This window comes from Streptomyces sp. NPDC037271 (assembly GCF_055603605.1).
Genome location: NZ_JBVJVN010000001.1, coordinates 527,400 through 543,611, shown reverse-complemented (window position 1 = coordinate 543,611; position 16,212 = coordinate 527,400). Strand labels below are relative to the sequence as shown.

At 71.9% G+C, this 16,212-nt stretch carries 14 protein-coding genes; 5 read left to right on the top strand and 9 right to left on the bottom strand.

Annotated elements, in window-relative coordinates; translation table 11 throughout:
- Positions 1 to 2: 2 nt before the first annotated feature.
- Both cpaB and ACZ7G3_RS02580 read right to left on the bottom strand, forming a co-directional pair.
- Positions 3 to 710 (bottom strand): Flp pilus assembly protein CpaB, encoded by a 708-nt coding sequence (gene cpaB / locus ACZ7G3_RS02585; RefSeq protein WP_470922920.1) that lies wholly within the window; start codon positions 708 to 710, stop codon positions 3 to 5.
- A 72-nt stretch (positions 711 to 782) separates the two neighbouring features.
- The gene (locus tag ACZ7G3_RS02580; RefSeq protein WP_470922919.1) at positions 783 to 1,733 is read right to left on the bottom strand and encodes a hypothetical protein; all 951 of its coding nucleotides are present in this window, start codon (positions 1,731 to 1,733) and stop codon (positions 783 to 785) included.
- Between the two features lie 344 nt (positions 1,734 to 2,077).
- On the opposite strand from ACZ7G3_RS02580, the gene ACZ7G3_RS02575 reads away from it, so the two are divergent.
- Positions 2,078 to 3,790 (top strand): chitinase, encoded by a 1,713-nt coding sequence (locus ACZ7G3_RS02575; RefSeq protein ID WP_470922918.1) that lies wholly within the window; start codon positions 2,078 to 2,080, stop codon positions 3,788 to 3,790.
- Between the two features lie 134 nt (positions 3,791 to 3,924).
- On the opposite strand, the gene ACZ7G3_RS02570 is transcribed toward ACZ7G3_RS02575, so the two are convergent.
- On the bottom strand, positions 3,925 to 4,827 hold the full coding sequence (locus ACZ7G3_RS02570; protein WP_470922917.1) for a hypothetical protein: 903 nt from the start codon (positions 4,825 to 4,827) through the stop codon (positions 3,925 to 3,927).
- Positions 4,828 to 5,080: 253 nt separating this feature from the next.
- Here ACZ7G3_RS02570 and ACZ7G3_RS02565 point away from each other — a divergent pair, with 253 nt between their 5' ends.
- Both ACZ7G3_RS02565 and ACZ7G3_RS02560 read left to right on the top strand, forming a co-directional pair.
- Positions 5,081 to 5,590, top strand: a complete 510-nt coding sequence (locus ACZ7G3_RS02565) for a SigE family RNA polymerase sigma factor (protein ID WP_426597002.1) — start codon at positions 5,081 to 5,083, stop codon at positions 5,588 to 5,590.
- Between the two features lie 138 nt (positions 5,591 to 5,728).
- Positions 5,729 to 7,012 carry a hypothetical protein gene (locus ACZ7G3_RS02560; protein ID WP_470922916.1) on the top strand — a complete coding sequence of 428 codons (1,284 nt, stop codon included), beginning with the start codon at positions 5,729 to 5,731 and terminating at the stop codon, positions 7,010 to 7,012.
- An 18-nt stretch (positions 7,013 to 7,030) separates the two neighbouring features.
- Here the strand turns inward: ACZ7G3_RS02560 and ACZ7G3_RS02555 are convergent, their stop codons facing one another.
- From ACZ7G3_RS02555 to ACZ7G3_RS02530, 6 genes are all read right to left on the bottom strand, one after another.
- Positions 7,031 to 8,353, bottom strand: coding sequence for an Nramp family divalent metal transporter (locus tag ACZ7G3_RS02555; protein WP_470922915.1), 1,323 nt, complete (start codon positions 8,351 to 8,353; stop codon positions 7,031 to 7,033).
- A 68-nt stretch (positions 8,354 to 8,421) separates the two neighbouring features.
- The gene (locus tag ACZ7G3_RS02550) at positions 8,422 to 9,204 is read right to left on the bottom strand and encodes a hypothetical protein (protein ID WP_470922914.1); all 783 of its coding nucleotides are present in this window, start codon (positions 9,202 to 9,204) and stop codon (positions 8,422 to 8,424) included.
- A gap of 64 nt (positions 9,205 to 9,268) precedes the next feature.
- Positions 9,269 to 10,747 carry a GntP family permease gene (locus ACZ7G3_RS02545; protein WP_470922913.1) on the bottom strand — a complete coding sequence of 493 codons (1,479 nt, stop codon included), beginning with the start codon at positions 10,745 to 10,747 and terminating at the stop codon, positions 9,269 to 9,271.
- 129 nt (positions 10,748 to 10,876) lie between these two features.
- Positions 10,877 to 11,287 (bottom strand): RidA family protein, encoded by a 411-nt coding sequence (locus tag ACZ7G3_RS02540; protein WP_121748914.1) that lies wholly within the window; start codon positions 11,285 to 11,287, stop codon positions 10,877 to 10,879.
- On the bottom strand, positions 11,284 to 12,069 hold the full coding sequence (locus ACZ7G3_RS02535) for an IclR family transcriptional regulator (protein ID WP_470922912.1): 786 nt from the start codon (positions 12,067 to 12,069) through the stop codon (positions 11,284 to 11,286). Before ACZ7G3_RS02535 ends, ACZ7G3_RS02540 begins: the two co-directional genes overlap by 4 nt.
- Entirely contained in the window at positions 12,066 to 13,133 is a 1,068-nt protein-coding gene (locus ACZ7G3_RS02530; RefSeq protein ID WP_426597008.1) for a sugar kinase, read from the bottom strand. Before ACZ7G3_RS02530 ends, ACZ7G3_RS02535 begins: the two co-directional genes overlap by 4 nt.
- Before the next feature lie 147 nt (positions 13,134 to 13,280).
- Between ACZ7G3_RS02530 and ACZ7G3_RS02525 the strand changes: the two genes are divergently transcribed.
- Together ACZ7G3_RS02525 and ACZ7G3_RS02520 are read left to right on the top strand one after the other, a co-directional pair.
- The gene (locus tag ACZ7G3_RS02525) at positions 13,281 to 14,576 is read left to right on the top strand and encodes an amino acid deaminase (RefSeq protein WP_470922911.1); all 1,296 of its coding nucleotides are present in this window, start codon (positions 13,281 to 13,283) and stop codon (positions 14,574 to 14,576) included.
- Between the two features lie 21 nt (positions 14,577 to 14,597).
- The gene (locus ACZ7G3_RS02520; RefSeq protein ID WP_470922910.1) at positions 14,598 to 16,208 is read left to right on the top strand and encodes an N-acyl-D-amino-acid deacylase family protein; all 1,611 of its coding nucleotides are present in this window, start codon (positions 14,598 to 14,600) and stop codon (positions 16,206 to 16,208) included.
- Positions 16,209 to 16,212 lie beyond the last annotated feature (4 nt).

Sequence of the window (16,212 nt, the reverse complement as noted above, 5' to 3'; positions counted from 1 at the left end):
TCTCACTTGTCCTTCGCGAGTTCGTACGTCCGGTCCTTGTCCGGGACCGTGGTGCCGCTGCCGGGCGCCACCAGCGCGAGCCGGACCCGCTGGGCGAACGACTCGGCGTAGGTGATGCGCTGGGCGTCGATGGTGGACAGTGCGAAGGTGATGGGGACGCCGTCGGCGGGTTCCCGGTCGCGGCTCTTCTCGTCGGGCTTCAACGGGGTGAGCTCGCCGACGTCGATGACCTTGGCGTTGGTCACGATGATCTTGGACTGGGCGGGGTCGCCCTCCCGCGCCCCCTCGAAGGTGGCGTACACGTTGACGGAGGAGCCCGGCGTAATCTTGCCGGCGACGCCGGTCGCCGCGTCGATCATGATGGCGACCTCCTGCTGCCCCGGCTGCAGGGCGGGCTGGTCGACGATCATGTCGCTCTGCAGCAGCGAGCCCGCCTTCAGCGTCGTCACCGCGATCTTGCCGCGGACCTGGCCGAGGTCGGTGACGGCGTTCTCCGACAGCCAGCGTTCGGGCATCCTGATCTTCTCGAACTTCCCCTCGCCCAGCGGCGTGTAGGGCTGTACGTCGGTTTTGAGCCGGTACGCGGTGACCTCGGGACCGACCTTGGACTTCACGTCGTTGACGACGGCCAGCACGCCGGCGAACGCGCCGAGGGCGCAGAGGACGGACAGGATCAGGAGGATGACGCCGCGGCGCTGACGGGAGTTCATGAACCGTGCAACCTCGTTGGGGGATCGGTCGAACCGGGTCGGATGGCGGGGCGGGCGGAGCGCGGTACGGACCTACCCGGTGAGGGCGCGTCTCTCACGGCGCCGGCCGAGGGCGGCGTCCCGGCGGTGGCCGAGAGCCGCGTCGCGGCGCCGGCCGAGCGCGGTGTCAGGGCGGTGGCCGAGGGCCGCGTCGTCGCGGGCGTCGTACACCGGCGGTGTCGCGGAGCAGAACACGCAGCGGTCGCCGATGACGTCGATGCCGCACCAGTGGCAGGCGCTGCGCCGCACCGAGGTGACCAGCTGGTAGAGGACCGACAGGTCGGGCAGGTAGGCGCAGAACTCGGTCAGGCGCCCGGTCCCCCACCAGCCGGAGGACTCGGCGGGCAGCGGCGTCTCGCGCAGTCCCTGTACGTGCCAGGACGGGGCGAGGGTGCCGGTGACCCAGTCGGACGGAAGCTGGCCCTTGGCGACCAGCAGGCTGGTGCCGAACTCGGGTCCGTCGAGGGCGGCTTCGGGGCCGATCCGCACCAGTTGCGGCACGGGGTGCGCCATGACGCCGAACTGGCTGCCCGGCATCCAGGACCTGGCGTGCGACTTCAGGCCGACGGAGACCCGGTCGAGCCGGGCGACGGAGCCGAGCAGCGCGCCGGAGTGGATGTAGTGGGTGAGGAGCCGGCCGGCCGAGGCGAGGACGCCGGGGCTGAGGTCGCAGGAGGCGAGCTGCCGCAACTGGCGGGCCAGCACGGCGATGCCGAGCGGGGGCAGGGGCGGCCGGAACACCGCGATCCGGTCGGTCTCCAGGAGGGCGCGGACGGTGTGCAGTCGCCGTTCCACGCTCGCCGGTACGGCCTGCGAGCACACCACGATCACGTGCCCGTGCTGGTCGACCAGGGTCTGCAGCTCGGCCAGCGCGTGCTCCAGTGGACGCCGGTCGACGTCCTCGAGCACGGCCGCGGGCAGCGTCCGTTCGTCGTGCGGCGGCAGTGCCATGTCGGCACTGGTCACGGCAATGGCAGTTGGCACGCGCGGCTCCCCGTCTCCCCATGCCCGTCGACGCGCCGGCGTTACCCCGGCACACCCGGATGACTTCACTGCGTGACTACCTGAGCACTGTATCCACGCGTCTGTGACCGGAGAACAGCGTTTCTGTAGCTCTGGAACAACTTGTGTTGCACAAGGTGCGTCAAACCGGGGCAGGTTGAGCATTTCCCCGCCGGGGGCCGGGCGACTCCGGGGCCGGTTCGCGACGCGTCAAGTCCCGGCCCCGGCGGCGAACTTGGTTCGGACCTACCCCTTGACACCCTCAATTGGTCTGGACCACCTTGTACGTCAAAGCCCCCACCCCCACTCCCCCACCGGAGGCCCCCATGGAGCAGCCCGTCCGCAGACCGCTCGCCAGACGGACGAAGTTCTGGGCGGGAGCCGTCACCGCCGCGCTCGCCCTCTCGGTCACGGCCGTGGGCCAGGCCTCCGCAGCCGACGTCAACAACGCGAAGAACGCCGGCTTCGAGGCCGGCCTGAGCAACTGGACCTGCTCCGCGAACAGCGGCACGGCCGTCTCCTCCCCGGCACGCACCGGCTCCGCCGCGCTCAAGGCGACACCGAGCGGGCAGGACAACGCCCGGTGCGCCCAGACGGTCGCGGTGAAGCCCGACTCGACGTACACGCTGAGCGCCTGGGTGCAGGGCGGGTACTCCTACCTCGGCGTGACGGGCACGGGGACGACGGACGTGTCGACCTGGACCCCCGACTCGGCCTCCTGGAAGCAGCTGTCGACGAGCTTCACCACCGGCTCGTCGACGACCTCGGTGACGGTCTACACGCACGGCTGGTACGGGCAGTCGGCCTACTACGCCGACGACCTGTCCGTCTTCGGCCCGGACGGAGGCGGCGGCGACGGCGGCGGACCCGAACCCACCGTCCCGGCCGCCCCGGCCGGCCTGGGCGTCTCCGGTACGACGTCCTCCTCGGCCTCGCTGGCCTGGAACGCGGTGCCGGGCGCGACCGGCTACAACGTCTACCGCGACGGTACGAAGGTGACGGCGGTGACCGGCACGTCGGCGACGGTGACCGGCCTCGCGGCCGCCACGTCGTACTCCTTCCAGGTCACGGCGACGAACGCGGCCGGCGAGTCGGCCAAGTCGGCGGCGGTGACGGCCCGTACGGCGGAACGGGGCGACGGCGGGGGCGGCGACCTGCCCAAGCACGCCGTGACCGGCTACTGGCAGAACTTCGACAACGGGGCGGCCGTCCAGAGGATCTCGGACGTCTCCGCCCAGTACGACATCATCGCCGTCTCCTTCGCGGACGCGACGAGCACGCCCGGCGCCGTCACCTTCAACCTCGACACGGCCGGGCTCGACGGCTACACGGTCGACCAGTTCAAGGCGGACGTCCGGGCCAAGCAGACGGCCGGGAAGAAGGTCATCATCTCGGTGGGCGGCGAGAAGGGCACCGTCTCGGTGAACGACTCGGCCTCCGCGACGAACTTCGCGAACTCCGTGTACGCGGTCATGCAGGAGTACGGCTTCGACGGCGTCGACATCGACCTGGAGAACGGTCTCAACCCGACCTACATGACGCAGGCCCTGCGCGCCCTGTCCGCGAAGGCGGGCCCGGACATGATCCTGACGATGGCGCCGCAGACCATCGACATGCAGTCGACGTCGGGCTCGTACTTCCGCACGGCGCTGAACGTGAAGGACATCCTCACGGTCGTCAACATGCAGTACTACAACAGCGGCACGATGCTGGGCTGCGACGGCAAGGTGTACGCGCAGGGCACGGTCGACTTCCTCACCGCCCTGGCCTGCATCCAGCTGGAGAACGGCCTCGACCCGTCCCAGGTCGGCCTGGGACTGCCCGCCTCCACCCGTGCGGCGGGCGGCGGCTACGTTGCGCCGTCCGTGGTCAACAACGCCCTGGACTGCCTGACCAAGGGCACGAACTGCGGCTCCTTCAAGCCGTCGAGGACGTACCCCGACCTGCGGGGCGCGATGACCTGGTCCACGAACTGGGACGCGACGGCGGGCAACGCCTGGTCGAACTCGGTGGGAGCGCACGTGCACGCGCTCCCGTAGCTCCGGCCCGGACCGGCCTGCCCAACCCGGACCGGCCTGCCCAGCCTGCCCAGCCTGCCCGGCCTGCCCGGCCGGACCCTGCGGCTGCTGTTCCCCCTACCGCGACGGCGGCGGGGGGAACAGCCGCACGAGGCTCAGTCGCCCCTTCCCAGGTTCTCGCTCGGCAGGAATCTCTGGCGCACCCAGAGGCCCAGCAGCACCGTCCCGCCGACCAGCAGCGGCACCGGATCATGGGCAGTGGGAGCCAGCACATGACCCAGCGCCATCACCGTGCAGACCGTCAGGGGAACGAAAGCCGCCGCACCCTCCATCCCCCACCGCAGATTCGGCCGGGCCATGCCCAGGACGCTCGCCCCGCCGGGCAGCCACGGGCCGGTGGCGATCACCAGGAGCCCCGCGGTCTTGCACCCGTCGACCACCTGCCAGGACGCCATCCCCGATTCGTGCGGGTCGACGGTCCACAGCTGCAGGGTGTCGCCGGTCAGCATGAGGGACAGTCCGGCGATCCCCGCCCACAGGGCCGCTCTCCGGTCACTGCGCACGAGACGGCACAGGGCCAGCAGGAAGCTGAGGAACACCAGCTCGGCGGCCCACAGGAACACCACCATCCCCTCCCCCGGCCGCCAGCCGCCACCGGTCCCGCTCAGCAGCACCCATCCCGTCATGAACAGGGCCCCGGCCGCGACGAACCCGTCGAGCACCCGCCGCAGCAGCACGGGCCGGCCGGTACCGGCATCGGCCGCGACCACCAGCCCGGCCGTCCCCAGGCCGACCGCCAGTACCGCTCCGGCGACCACCACCGTTCCCAGCAGCGACTGCTCGTCCCGCCCCGGATCCGGTGGGTGGGCGTCGAGCACTTCGGCCACCACCCGGTACAAACCGCCGGCCGCCGCCGAACCCCCCAACAGCATCAGCCGCGTCCGCACCCGTCCGCTCGTCCACCACGTGCGGAGCACCAGCGAGACCGCCATCGCGCAGCAACCGAGGGACGGCCCGAGAGACATCATCCGCACCACCGCGCTCCCCATCCCCGCCATCAGGCGCGCCTTCCACCGGTTCCCGCCCGCAGGGCCCTAATTCCGGTCCTGGGGTCCACGCACAGAACGTAGAAGACCCGTCACCTGCCACGAACTGAACAAAGGGCGCATTCACCCGTACCGCGTACGACGAGGGACGCCGGCTGCCGCCAGGGTGACGCACGCCGAAATCACCTGAAACATTTACGGGGGCCCACCGCATCGATGAGGTGAAGGCAGTACAGGGCGACGGTGAGCACGGGGGAACGCGTACATGAGGCAGGGACGAGCGGACGAGTACGCCGAGTTCGCGGCGGCGCGGGCCGGCCACCTGTACCGGTCGGCGTGTCTGCTCACCGCCGGGGACACGCACCTGGCCGAGGATCTCGTGCAGGAGACCTTCGGGCGGCTGTACGTGCGGTGGGGGCGGGTGTCCCGGGTGGAGAACCCCGCCGCGTACGCGCAGACCGTGCTCACCCGGGCCTTCCTCGCCCATCAGCGGCGGCGCAGCAGCCGGGAACGGGCGACGGACCTCTTCCCCGACCTGCCGGGCGCCGGCGACGGGGACGCGCCGCTGCGGCTGACCCTGCTGGCCGCGCTCGCCCGGCTGCCCGCCAAGGACCGGGCCGTCATCGTCCTGCGGTACTGGGAGGACCGCTCGGTCGAGCAGACCGCCGACGTGCTGAACGTCAGCTCGGCGGCCGTACGGACGCGGTGCTCACGGGCGCTCGGCAAGCTCCGCGAGCTGCTGGGCGAGGATCTCTCGGAGTACGCCAGACCCTGACGCCGGCCCAGCCCCTGACGCCGGACCCGGCGCCGGATCCCCGCGCCGGATCCCGGCGCCGGTTCCGACACCCGCCTCTCGTCGTACACACACTTCGGCTCTCTCACAGCGCTCACCACGCGGAAAGGGTGGTTCGCCATGCCCGAGAACCAGCACCAGGACCCCTTCGAGGAACGGCTCACCGCCGCCCTGCGCGACACCGGCGGTGACTTCCAGGCCGACGGTACGGCCCTCGTCGCCGGTGGGCGGACCCGAGGGCGCCGGGCGCTCACGCGGCGCCGGGCCGGCGTGCTCGGCGGGGTCGCCGGCGTCGCCCTGGCCGGAGTGGGCGGGGCGCTGCTCCTGCCGCAGGACGACTCCACCGGCCCCGACCGTCGCACCGTGGCCTCCCAGACCACCGCCGGTCCGTCCGCGTCGGCATCCCCGTCCGCCCCGGCCCCGTCCCCCGTCTCCGGCGACGCGCTCCTGACGTCGCTCAAGGAACTGCTCCCGGAGGGGAAGTTCAGCGCGGAGGACGCCCGGGGCTCGGGCGACGCGCCGGGACCGCACGCGTCCCTCGTGTACGACGACGGGGAGGGCGCGGCCGCCATCAGCATGGGCCTCGACCGGGTCGAGCCCGGAAGCGAGCGGGTCCGGGAGCTGACGGAGTGCCCGGACGAGACGTTCACCCCGTACGACGCGTGCAGCTCCACCCGGCTGCCCGACGGCTCGCTGCTCAGGCTGTTCCAGGGCTACGAGTATCCCGACCGGCGCGTCGACACCAAGCTCTGGTCCGCCGACCTGGTCACGAGCGAGGGGCAGCACGTCAGCCTGAGCGAGTGGAACTCCCCCGCCCAGAAGGGCGCACCGGTGTCGCGGCAGGACCCGCCGTTGTCCACCGAGGAGTTGAAGGAGGTCGTCACGGCCGACGTGTGGCGCCGGGTGGTGGACGCCGTTCCGGCCGACCCGGAGGCGTCCGGGTCCGCCGGCGCGCCGGTGCAGGCGCCGCCGGACGTCTCCGGCAAGGACATCGGCGAGACGCTCGCCGGGCTGCTCCCCGAGAACCTGAAGGTGGTCAAGCAGGGCGGCCAGGGCGGCGAGTTCAGCTACGTCGTCGTCGACGACGGCCGCGGCGGCAGCCTCGTCCAGATCAACGTGCAGCACGGCATGAACGACGTCGCCGACCAGCTCTACGGCTCCGCCGAGACCCTTGCCGACGGCACCCGCGTCACCGTACGGCAGGGCCCCGGCGACGACCGCGTCGCGGGGGTGGTCATGTGGACCGTCGACACCCTGCGGGCCGGTGAGGACGGCTTCCGCGTGGTGGTCAGCGCGTTCAACAACGACGCCGCGCATGCCGAGCCCACCCGCGAGGCTCCCGCGCTGACCGTCGGCCGGCTGCGGGAGATCGCGCTCAGCCCGGAGTGGGAGAAGCTGCGGTAGCGGACCGGTCCGGCCGGTCTAGAAGAACTCCGCCCAGTTCTGGTCCCAGATCTGCTTCACGCACAGCACCAGGAACAGCAGGCCCGCCACGGCCAGCATGCCGTTGCTCAGCCAGCCGTTGCGCCACTCGCGCGGTGTGCGGGAGGAGTTGAGGAGCCAGATCAGGGTGAGGGCGAGGAAGGGCATGAAGGCGGCGCCCAGGACGCCGTAGATGATGATCAGGCGGAAGGGCTCGTCCTGGAAGAGCAGGATCATGGGCGGGAAGGTGAGCCAGAGCAGGTAGGCGCGGAAGGACCAGGAGCGTTCGCGGCGGCCCGACGCCAGCTCGGTCGCCCGCGCCTCCTGTTCGCCCCGCCGCCGGGCCAGGAAGTCGGCGAACATCAGGCTCACGCCGTGCCAGACGCCGATCAGGGAGGTGAAGGAGGTGGCGAAGAAGCCGATCAGGAAGAGCTTGCCGGTCGCCGTGCCGTACTCGTCCTCCAGGATGTCGCCGAGCTGGATCATGCCCTTGTCGCCGCTCGCGATCGCGATGTTCGCCGAGTGCAGCAGTTCGGCGCCGACGAGGAGCATGGCGATGACGAAGACGCCGGTCGTGGCGTAGGCGACGCGGTTGTCGACGCGCATGACCCTCATCCAGCCGGTGTTGGTCCAGCCCTTCGCGTTGACCCAGTAGCCGTACGCGGCCAGCGTGATGGTGCCGCCCACGCCACCGATCAGGCCGAGGGTGTTGAGGACCGAGTCCTTCTCGTCCGGGATCACCGGGAGGAGGCCGGCGAACGCGTCGCCGAGGTTGGGGGTGACGCGGATCGCCAGGTAGACGGTCACGACGAACATGACGCCCACCAGGACCGTCATGACCTTCTCGAAGACGTCGTACTTGTTGAACCAGACGAAGACCAGGCCCACCAGCCCGGACGCGATGCCCCACCATTCGAGGCCCATCACGTCCGGGAAGAGGGCCTGCAGCGGCAGGGCGCTGGACGACATCGCCGCCGCGCCGTAGACGAAGCCCCAGATCACCGCGTAGACCGCGAAGAACCACGTCGTCCAGCGGCCGAGGCTCGCCCAGCCGTCGAACAGCGTGCGGCCGGTGGACAGATGCCACCGGCCGCACGCCTCGGCGAGGGAGATCTTCACCAGGCAGCCGATGATCGCCGCCCACAGCAGCGTGTAACCGAAGTTGCTGCCCGCGATGAGAGTGGCCACGAGGTCGCCGGCACCGACCCCGGTCGCCGCGACGACGATGCCGGGTCCGATGTACCGCCAACTGGACTTACGGGGAACCGAATCGACCGCGCCCGGCCCGCCTGTGTCTCTGGTGTTGCCCGTGGTGTCCGCCATGCGGGTCAACCAAGCCCATGGCCGCCGATGGGACAAGAGGGCGCGCGCGGATCTTCACCCGATCGTGCCTACTCCTTGCGACCGGCGTCTGCCTTCGCGTCGGAGCTCACGTCCGGCCTCCCGTCCGGCTCCGGCTCCGGCTCCGGCTCCGGCTTCCCGTCGGACTCCGGCTTTCCGTCCGTCTCCGGCTTCCCGTCGGGCTCGGCTTCGGCCTTCACATCGTCCGCCGCGTCGTCCGCCGCGTCGGCGTCCGCCTCCGGGTGCTCGTCGGCCTCCGCCTCGCCGTCGTCGAAGTAGGCGTCCAGGACCTCGTCCAGGGCGGCTTCCCACTCCTTGAACCGGCTCCTGGACGTCGCCTCGATCTCGATCGGGTACCAGCGGCGGTCGGGCGTGTGCACGGTGACGGTGAACCGCTTGCCGAAGCGGCCCGTCTCCGTCTCGACGGCCCCGACCTCGTCCCAGCGGAACTCGCAGCTCTGGTCGTCGAGGGCGAGACGTACGCCCCTGCGGTCGGCGACGATCTTCGCCCGGCGGTCGGAGGCCTCGAAGACGGGGCCGGCGGGGGCCTCCTCCTCGTCCGGTTCCCCGGACGACTCGGCGGCCGTCTCGGCGGACGGCTCGGCGGACGCCTCGGCAGCCTCGTCCGCGGGCTGCTCGGCGGACGGCTCCGCGCCGGCGGCTTCCTCCGCGTCGGGGACGTCGTCGGACTCGGTGTCCGCCGCCGTCCGCGCCTTCGCCGGTCTCACGTCCTCCGGTTCGGCGGACACGGGCGAGCTGAGCCCGGGGATGAATGCCGGGTCGAATCCGGCGCCTTCCAGGGGCTGGCTGGTCGATCCTCTGCGCTGCTCCACAGCGGGCAGTATGGTCGACGATCCTGTGCCGGACACAGCCAGCCCCGACTTCGTTATCAGACGCCTACACGAACAGGCTCAGCAACGCCGCCACCACGAACCCCGCGACCGACAGGACGCTCTCCAGCACGGTCCACGTCTTGAGCGTGTCCCGTTCGCTGATGCCGAAGTACTTGGCGACCATCCAGAAGCCGCCGTCGTTGACGTGCGAGGCGAAGATGGAGCCCGCCGAGATGGCCATGATGACCAGGGCGACGAACGCCTGGGAGTGGTCGCCCTCGGCGAGCAGCGGTGCCACGATGCCCGCCGTCGTCACGATGGCCACCGTCGCCGAGCCCTGCGCGACCCGCAGCACCAGGGAGATCAGGTAGGAGAGGACGATGACCGGCAGGCCGACGTCGTTGAAGGTGTCGGAGAGGGCCTGGGCGACTCCGCTGGCCTTGAGGACGGCGCCGAAGACACCGCCCGCGCCGACCACCAGCAGGATGTTGCCGACCGGCTTCAGCGAGGCCGTCGACACGGTCTCCAGGGACTTGCGGGACCAGCCGCGCCGGATGCCGAGCAGGTAGTAGGCGAGGAACAGGGCGATGGTCAGGGCCACGAACGGGTTGCCGAAGAACTCGATCACCGAGCGGAGGGTGGACTCGTCCAGGGCGATGGAGGAGAAGGTCGCGGCGAGGATGAGGACCAGCGGGGTGCCGATGATGCCGAGGACGGTGCCGAGCGCGACCGGGCTCTCGTGCGGGGCGACGCCGGCCTTGGACTGCTCGTCGATGACGGCCTGCTTGGCCTCCTCGGCCGCCTCGACCATGTCCTGCGGTACGGGCACGAAGATGCGGCGGCCGATCCAGGCGGAGAACGCCCAGGCGGCGAGCACGGCCGGGATGCCGCAGACGATGCCCATGAGGATCACCCAGCCGAGGTCCACCTTCAGCAGTCCGGCGGCGGCCACCGGGCCGGGGTGCGGCGGCAGGAAGGCGTGGGTCATCGACAGGCCGGCGAGCAGCGGCAGGCAGTAGAGCAGGACCGACTTGCCGGAGCGCTTGGCGGCGGCGTAGACGATGGGCGCGAGGACGAAGATGCCCACGTCGAAGAAGACCGGGACGCCGAAGATCAGGCCGGTCAGGCCCATGGCGAGGGGGGCGCGCTTCTCGCCGAACAGGCCGAGCAGCCGGGTGGCCAGCACCTGGGCGCCGCCGCTGACCTCGAGGATGGCGCCGAGCATGGTGCCCAGGCCGATGATGATGGCGACGTGGCCGAGGATGCCGCCCATGCCGGACTCGATGGTGGAGACGGCGTCGGACTTCTGGACGGTGCCGAAGAGTTCGGTGACCGACAGGCCGGCGAGCAGGCCGACGGCTATGGAGACGGCGAGCAGCGCGACGAACGGCTGCAGCCGCACCTTGATGATCAGGAAGAGCAGGAGCGCGATGCCGATCGCGGCGACGGTCAGCAGGCCCGCCGTGCCGTCGATCAGGTGGAGCAGGCCGCCGGTGTGGGGCGGGGTCTCCGAGGCCGCGAGCTGGAGCGATACAGGGGGCATACGGGGGTCCTCTGGGTAAACACATAAAGCTTTCGGGCAGGGCGGGGCGCGGCACGGCGCCCCGGGGGTGAGGGGCACCGTGCCGTGCGACAGGCAGAGGGAAGGCAGGCAGGAGGATCGGGGAGCGGGTCAGCCGAGGACGGCCAGCGCGTCGATCTCGATGAGGAGTCCGGCGGGCAGACCGACGTAGACGGTCGTGCGCGCGGCGGGCGGCTGGGTGAGGCCCTGCTCCTCGAAGTAGGCGTTGTAGATCTCGTTCATCTCGGCGAAGTGGTCCACGTCCGTGAGGTAGACGCGGATCATCATCACGTCGTCCCAGGAGGCGCCGCCCTCTTCGAGGATCGCCTTGACGTTGGCGAGGGTCTGGAGGGTCTGCTCGCGCAGGGTCGGGCCGGCCGGGGTGGGGGCCTTGCCCTCCTCGTGGGGGAGGAAGCCGACCTGGCCGGCGACCTGGAGGATGTTGCCCTTCCTGACGCCGTGGGAGAACTTCGCCGGCGGGGTGGTGTGGGTCGCGGGGGTGAGGGCGGTCTTGTCGGTCATACCGTGTCCTTCTCGGGGTGGCGCTCGGGGTGCTGCACGGGGGTCCTGCCGGAGTACTCGCCGCTGATGGCGTCCGCCGTACGGCGCACCAGCGGGAGCAGGGTGAGGAGTTCGTCGGCGGTGACGACGACGTTCGGCGCGGAGACCGACATCGCGGCCGTCACCCGGCCGTCGGCGCCCCGGATGGGCGCGGCGACGCAGTTGATGGACTCCTCGTGGCCGCCGAGGTCGGTGGCCCAGCCCTGTTCGCGCACCTTGGCCAGCTCCGCGAGGAAGCCTTCGGCGTTCGGTGTCGAACGGGCCGTGTACATGGGGTAGTCGAGTTTCTCGACGACGGCTCGGCGCTCGTTCTCGGGGAGGTCGGCGAGCAGCAGCTTCGCCACCGCCGCGACGGTGATGGCGACCGGCTTGCCGATCCGCGAGTACATGCGGACGGGGTAGCGGCTCTCCACCTTGTCGATGTAGAGCACCTCGTTCTCCTCGTGGACGGCGAGGTGGACGGTGTGTCCGCACTGCTCGTTGAGGCGTACGAGGTGGGGGTGGGCGATCTCGCGGACGTCGAGGTTCTCCATCGCCTCCTGGGCGAGGGCGATGAGGCGGGCGCCGAGGCGGTAGCGCTGGTCGGACTGGCGGTAGACGAAGCCGTGTTCGTGGAGGGTGCGCAGGAGGCGCAGCGCCGTGGACTTGTGGACGCCGAGGCGGTCGGCGACCCGGCCCAGGTCGGCGGGGCCCTCGGCGAGCAGCGGCAGGATGCTCAGCGCGCGGTCGACGGTCTGGCTCATGGTGTGCGTACCTCCTCCTCGGCCCTCGCTTCGGCCTGTGTCCAGCCGGGGCCGAGTCGCAGTCTCCCCCACGCCTCGTCGTCGAGGGCGGCCAGGCGGTCGGCGTGGTCGCGTGCCGGGGGTGTGGCGAGGTCGCCGGGGACGGTGAGGGCGGCGGCGGCCATCAGGTGGCCGTGGCGCAGGCGCTCGCGCACGGGCAGTCCGCGCAGGGTGGCGGAGAGGAACCCGGCGGCGAAGGCGTCGCCCGCGCCGACGGCGGCGACGACGTCGACGGTGAGGGCGGGGACGGAGGTGACGTGGGTGGCCTGGGTGCCGTCGGCGCCGGCGGTCCGGTGGAAGGCGGTGGCGCCGGTCGCGCCCTGTTTGACGACGAGCAGCCCGGGCTCGGGCAGGGCGGCGCGGACGGCTTCGGGGCCGCCGAGCCCCCAGGCCTCGTCCTCGCCGACGAAGACGACGTCGGCGCCGCGCGCGAGTTCCAGGAGGACGCGGGAGCCGTCGGTGTCCCCGCGCCAGAGGCCGGGGCGGTGGTTGACGTCGAAGGAGACGAGGGGCCGGCCGGGGCGTCGGGCGGTGAGTTCGCGCAGCAGGGCGTGGCAGTCGGCGGAGAGCGCGGGGGTGATGCCGGAGAGGTGGAGGACGCGTCCGGAGCGGATCGCGTCGAGGTCCATGTTCCGCACCGACATCGCGGAGGCGGCGGAGCCCGCCCGGTAGTACGCCACCTCGTGCGCGTCGGTGGCCCGGTCGCCGGCGGTGCGGAAGTACACGCCGGTGGGGCGGCCGGGGTCGCGGCGCACGGCGGAGACGTCCACGCCGTAGGCGCCGATCGCCTCGACGAGGTGGTCGCCGAAGCCGTCGGCGCCGACCCGGCTGATCCAGCGGGCGGTGTGCCCGGCGGCGGCGAGCACGCAGGCCACGTTGGACTCGGCGCCGCCGATGGCCCGGTCGAAGGAGGGGACGTCGGCGAGGCGGCCGGGCACGGAGGGGAGGAAGGTGACCATGGACTCGCCGAGCGCGACGACGTCCACGGCGTCGGGGGTGGTGCTGCGGGGTCCGTCGGCGGTCACGATGGTCCTGACTCCTGGTGGCGTCTCGCGGGCGGCGGCTCCGTTGACCCCGCGTTCGCCGAGATGTTAGACAGCAGTAAGCGATATACGCAACGGTCGTTGCAGGTGTTGCAACGCACCTGCGACGCATCAGATCAGGGAGGCTCCATGGCCCTCGACCCCGGCCCCTCACACGGCCGCGAAGCCCTCGCCAAGCTGGCCGAGGAGCACGTCGACCACCGCTTCAAGGGCCTCCCGCCGGACGCGTACGGCCTGACCGTCGCCGAGCTGGCCGGACAGCGCCGCAACCTCTTCACCGGCGGTTTCACCACTCCCGTGCTGGCCCTGTCCGCCGAGCGCCTGGAGCACAACCTGAAGCTGATGGAGACGTACTCCGCCCGGCACGGCCTCGCCTTCGCGCCGCACGGCAAGACCTCCATGGCCCCGCAGCTCTTCCACCGCCAGATCGAGCACGGCGCCTGGGGCATCACCCTCGCCGTGCCGCACCAGGTGCGGGTGGCGCGGGCCTTCGGCGTCCAGCGGGTCTTCCTGGCCAACGAGCTGGTCGACGCCGCCGCCCTGCGCTGGATCGCCTCGGAGCTGGACGCCGACCCGGACTTCCGCTTCGTCTGCTACGTCGACTCCGTGCGCGGGGTCGGGCTGATGGACGCGGCGCTGACGGAGGCCGGCGCCGCCCGCCCGGTGGACGTCGTGGTCGAGCTGGCCGCCGGTGACGGCGCGCGCACCGGCGTGCGCACCGAGGCGGAGTGCGCGGCGGTCGCCGACGCGGTGGCCGGCACGCGGACGCTGCGGCTGGCCGGGGTCGCCGGGTACGAGGGCGAGGTACCGGACGCCGACACCGGGAAGGTGCACGCCTGGCTGCGGCGGCTGGTGGCGCTCGCCGCCGGCTTCGACGAGGCCGGACGGTTCGACGGGCTGGAGGAGATCGTGGTGAGCGCGGGCGGCAGCGCCTGGTTCGACGCGGTCGCCGACGTGTTCGCCGAGGTCCCCGCCCTGTCCCTGCCGGTGCTGAAGCTGCTGCGCTCGGGCGCCTACGTCTCCCACGACGACGGCCACTACCGCGAGCTGACCCCCTTCAACCGGGTCCCCGAGGAGGGCGCCCTGGAGCCCGCCTTCCGCCTGTGGAGCCAGGTCATCTCCCGCCCCTCCCCCGAGCAGGCCTTCACCAACGCGGGCAAGCGGGACGCGGCCTACGACCTCCACCTGCCCTTCGCCCAGGTCGTCCGCCGCGACGGCGCCGAGCGCCCCGCCACCGGCATCGAGGTGACCGGCCTGTCCGACCAGCACGCCTGGCTGCGCACGACCGCAGAGGCCGACCTGGAGGTGGGCGACTGGCTCGGCACGGGCCTGTCCCACCCCTGCACGTCCTTCGACAAGTGGCAGCTCATCCCGGTCGCCGAGGCGGACGGGACGGTCGTCGACTACATCCGCACGTTCTTCTAGAGAAGCCGGGAGAAGCTGGGCATGGAAGAGCTGGTCATCAGGGACGCGGACGTCGTCGACGGCTCCGGCGCCGACTCGTACCGGGCCGACGTCGTGGTCGACGGCGGCCGGATCGTCTCGATCGTCAAGGAGGCGGCGGCCGCCGGCTGCCAGCGCCCCGAGGCGCGCCGCGAGCTGGACGCCGAGGGCCTGGTCCTGGCCCCCGGCTTCGTCGACATGCACGCCCACAGCGACCTGGCGCTGCTGCGGGACCCCGACCACAGCGCCAAGGCCGCGCAGGGCGTCACCCTGGAGGTCGTCGGCCAGGACGGGCTGTCGTACGCGCCGGTCGACGACCGCACCCTCGGCGAGGTGCGCCGCGCCATCGCCGGGTGGAACGGCCCCGGCGACGACATCGACTTCGACTGGCGGTCGGTCGGCGAGTACCTGGACCGGCTCGACGCGGGCATCGCGGTCAACGCCGCCTACCTGATACCGCAGGGCACGGTGCGCGCCCTCGCGGTCGGCTGGGACGACCGGGAGGCGACCGACGCCGAGCTGGAGCACATGCGGCGGCTGGTCGCCGAGGGCATGGAGCAGGGCGCGGTCGGCATGTCGTCCGGGCTGACGTACACGCCGGGCATGTACGCGAAGGACGCCGAGCTGACCGAGCTGTGCCGGGTGGTGGCGTCGTACGGCGGCTACTACTGCCCGCACCACCGCTCGTACGGGGCCGGGGCGCTGCGCGCGTACGAGGAGATGATCGAGCTGACCCGGGAGGCGGACTGCCCGCTGCACCTGGCGCACGCCACCATGAACTTCGGCGTCAACAAGGGCCGGGCGCCCGAGCTGCTGACGCTCCTCGACGGCGCGCTGGCGGCCGGCGCCGACATCACCCTCGACACCTACCCCTACACCCCCGGCTGCACCACCCTCGTGGCGCTGCTGCCGAGCTGGGCGAGCGAGGGCGGCCCCGAGCGGATCCTCAGGCGGCTCGCGGACGACGACACGGCCGAACGCATCCGGCACCACATGGAGGAGACCGGCTCCGACGGCTGCCACGGCGTGCCCGTGGAGTGGGAGACGATCGAGATCTCCGGCGTGACCGAGCCGGCCCTCGCCGAGTACGTCGGCCGTACGGTCCTGGAGTCGGCGCGGCTGCGCGGCGAGACCCCGTGGACGGTCGCCCGCCGCCTCCTGCTGACCGACCGGCTGGCGCCGACCATCCTCCAGCACGTCGGCCACGAGGAGAACGTCCGCGCGATCATGCGGCACCGCGTCCACACCGGCGGCTCGGACGGCATCCTCCAGGGCAGCAAGCCGCACCCGCGCGCCTACGGCACCTTCCCGCACTACCTGGGCCACTACGTGCGCGAGCTGGGCGTGCTGTCGCTGGAGGAGTGCGTCGCCCACCTCACCTCGCGCCCGGCGGCCCGGCTGCGGCTGCCGGACCGGGGGCTGGTCCGCGAGGGGTACCGGGCCGACCTGGTGCTCTTCGACCCGGCGACGGTCGCCGCGGGCAGCACGTACGAGGAACCGCGGCGGCTGCCGACGGGCATCCCGTACGTGCTGGTCGACGGGCGTTTCGTGATGGAGGACGGACGGCGGACGGACGTACTGGCGGGGCGGTCGGTCCGCAGGACGCCCCGCTGACCGA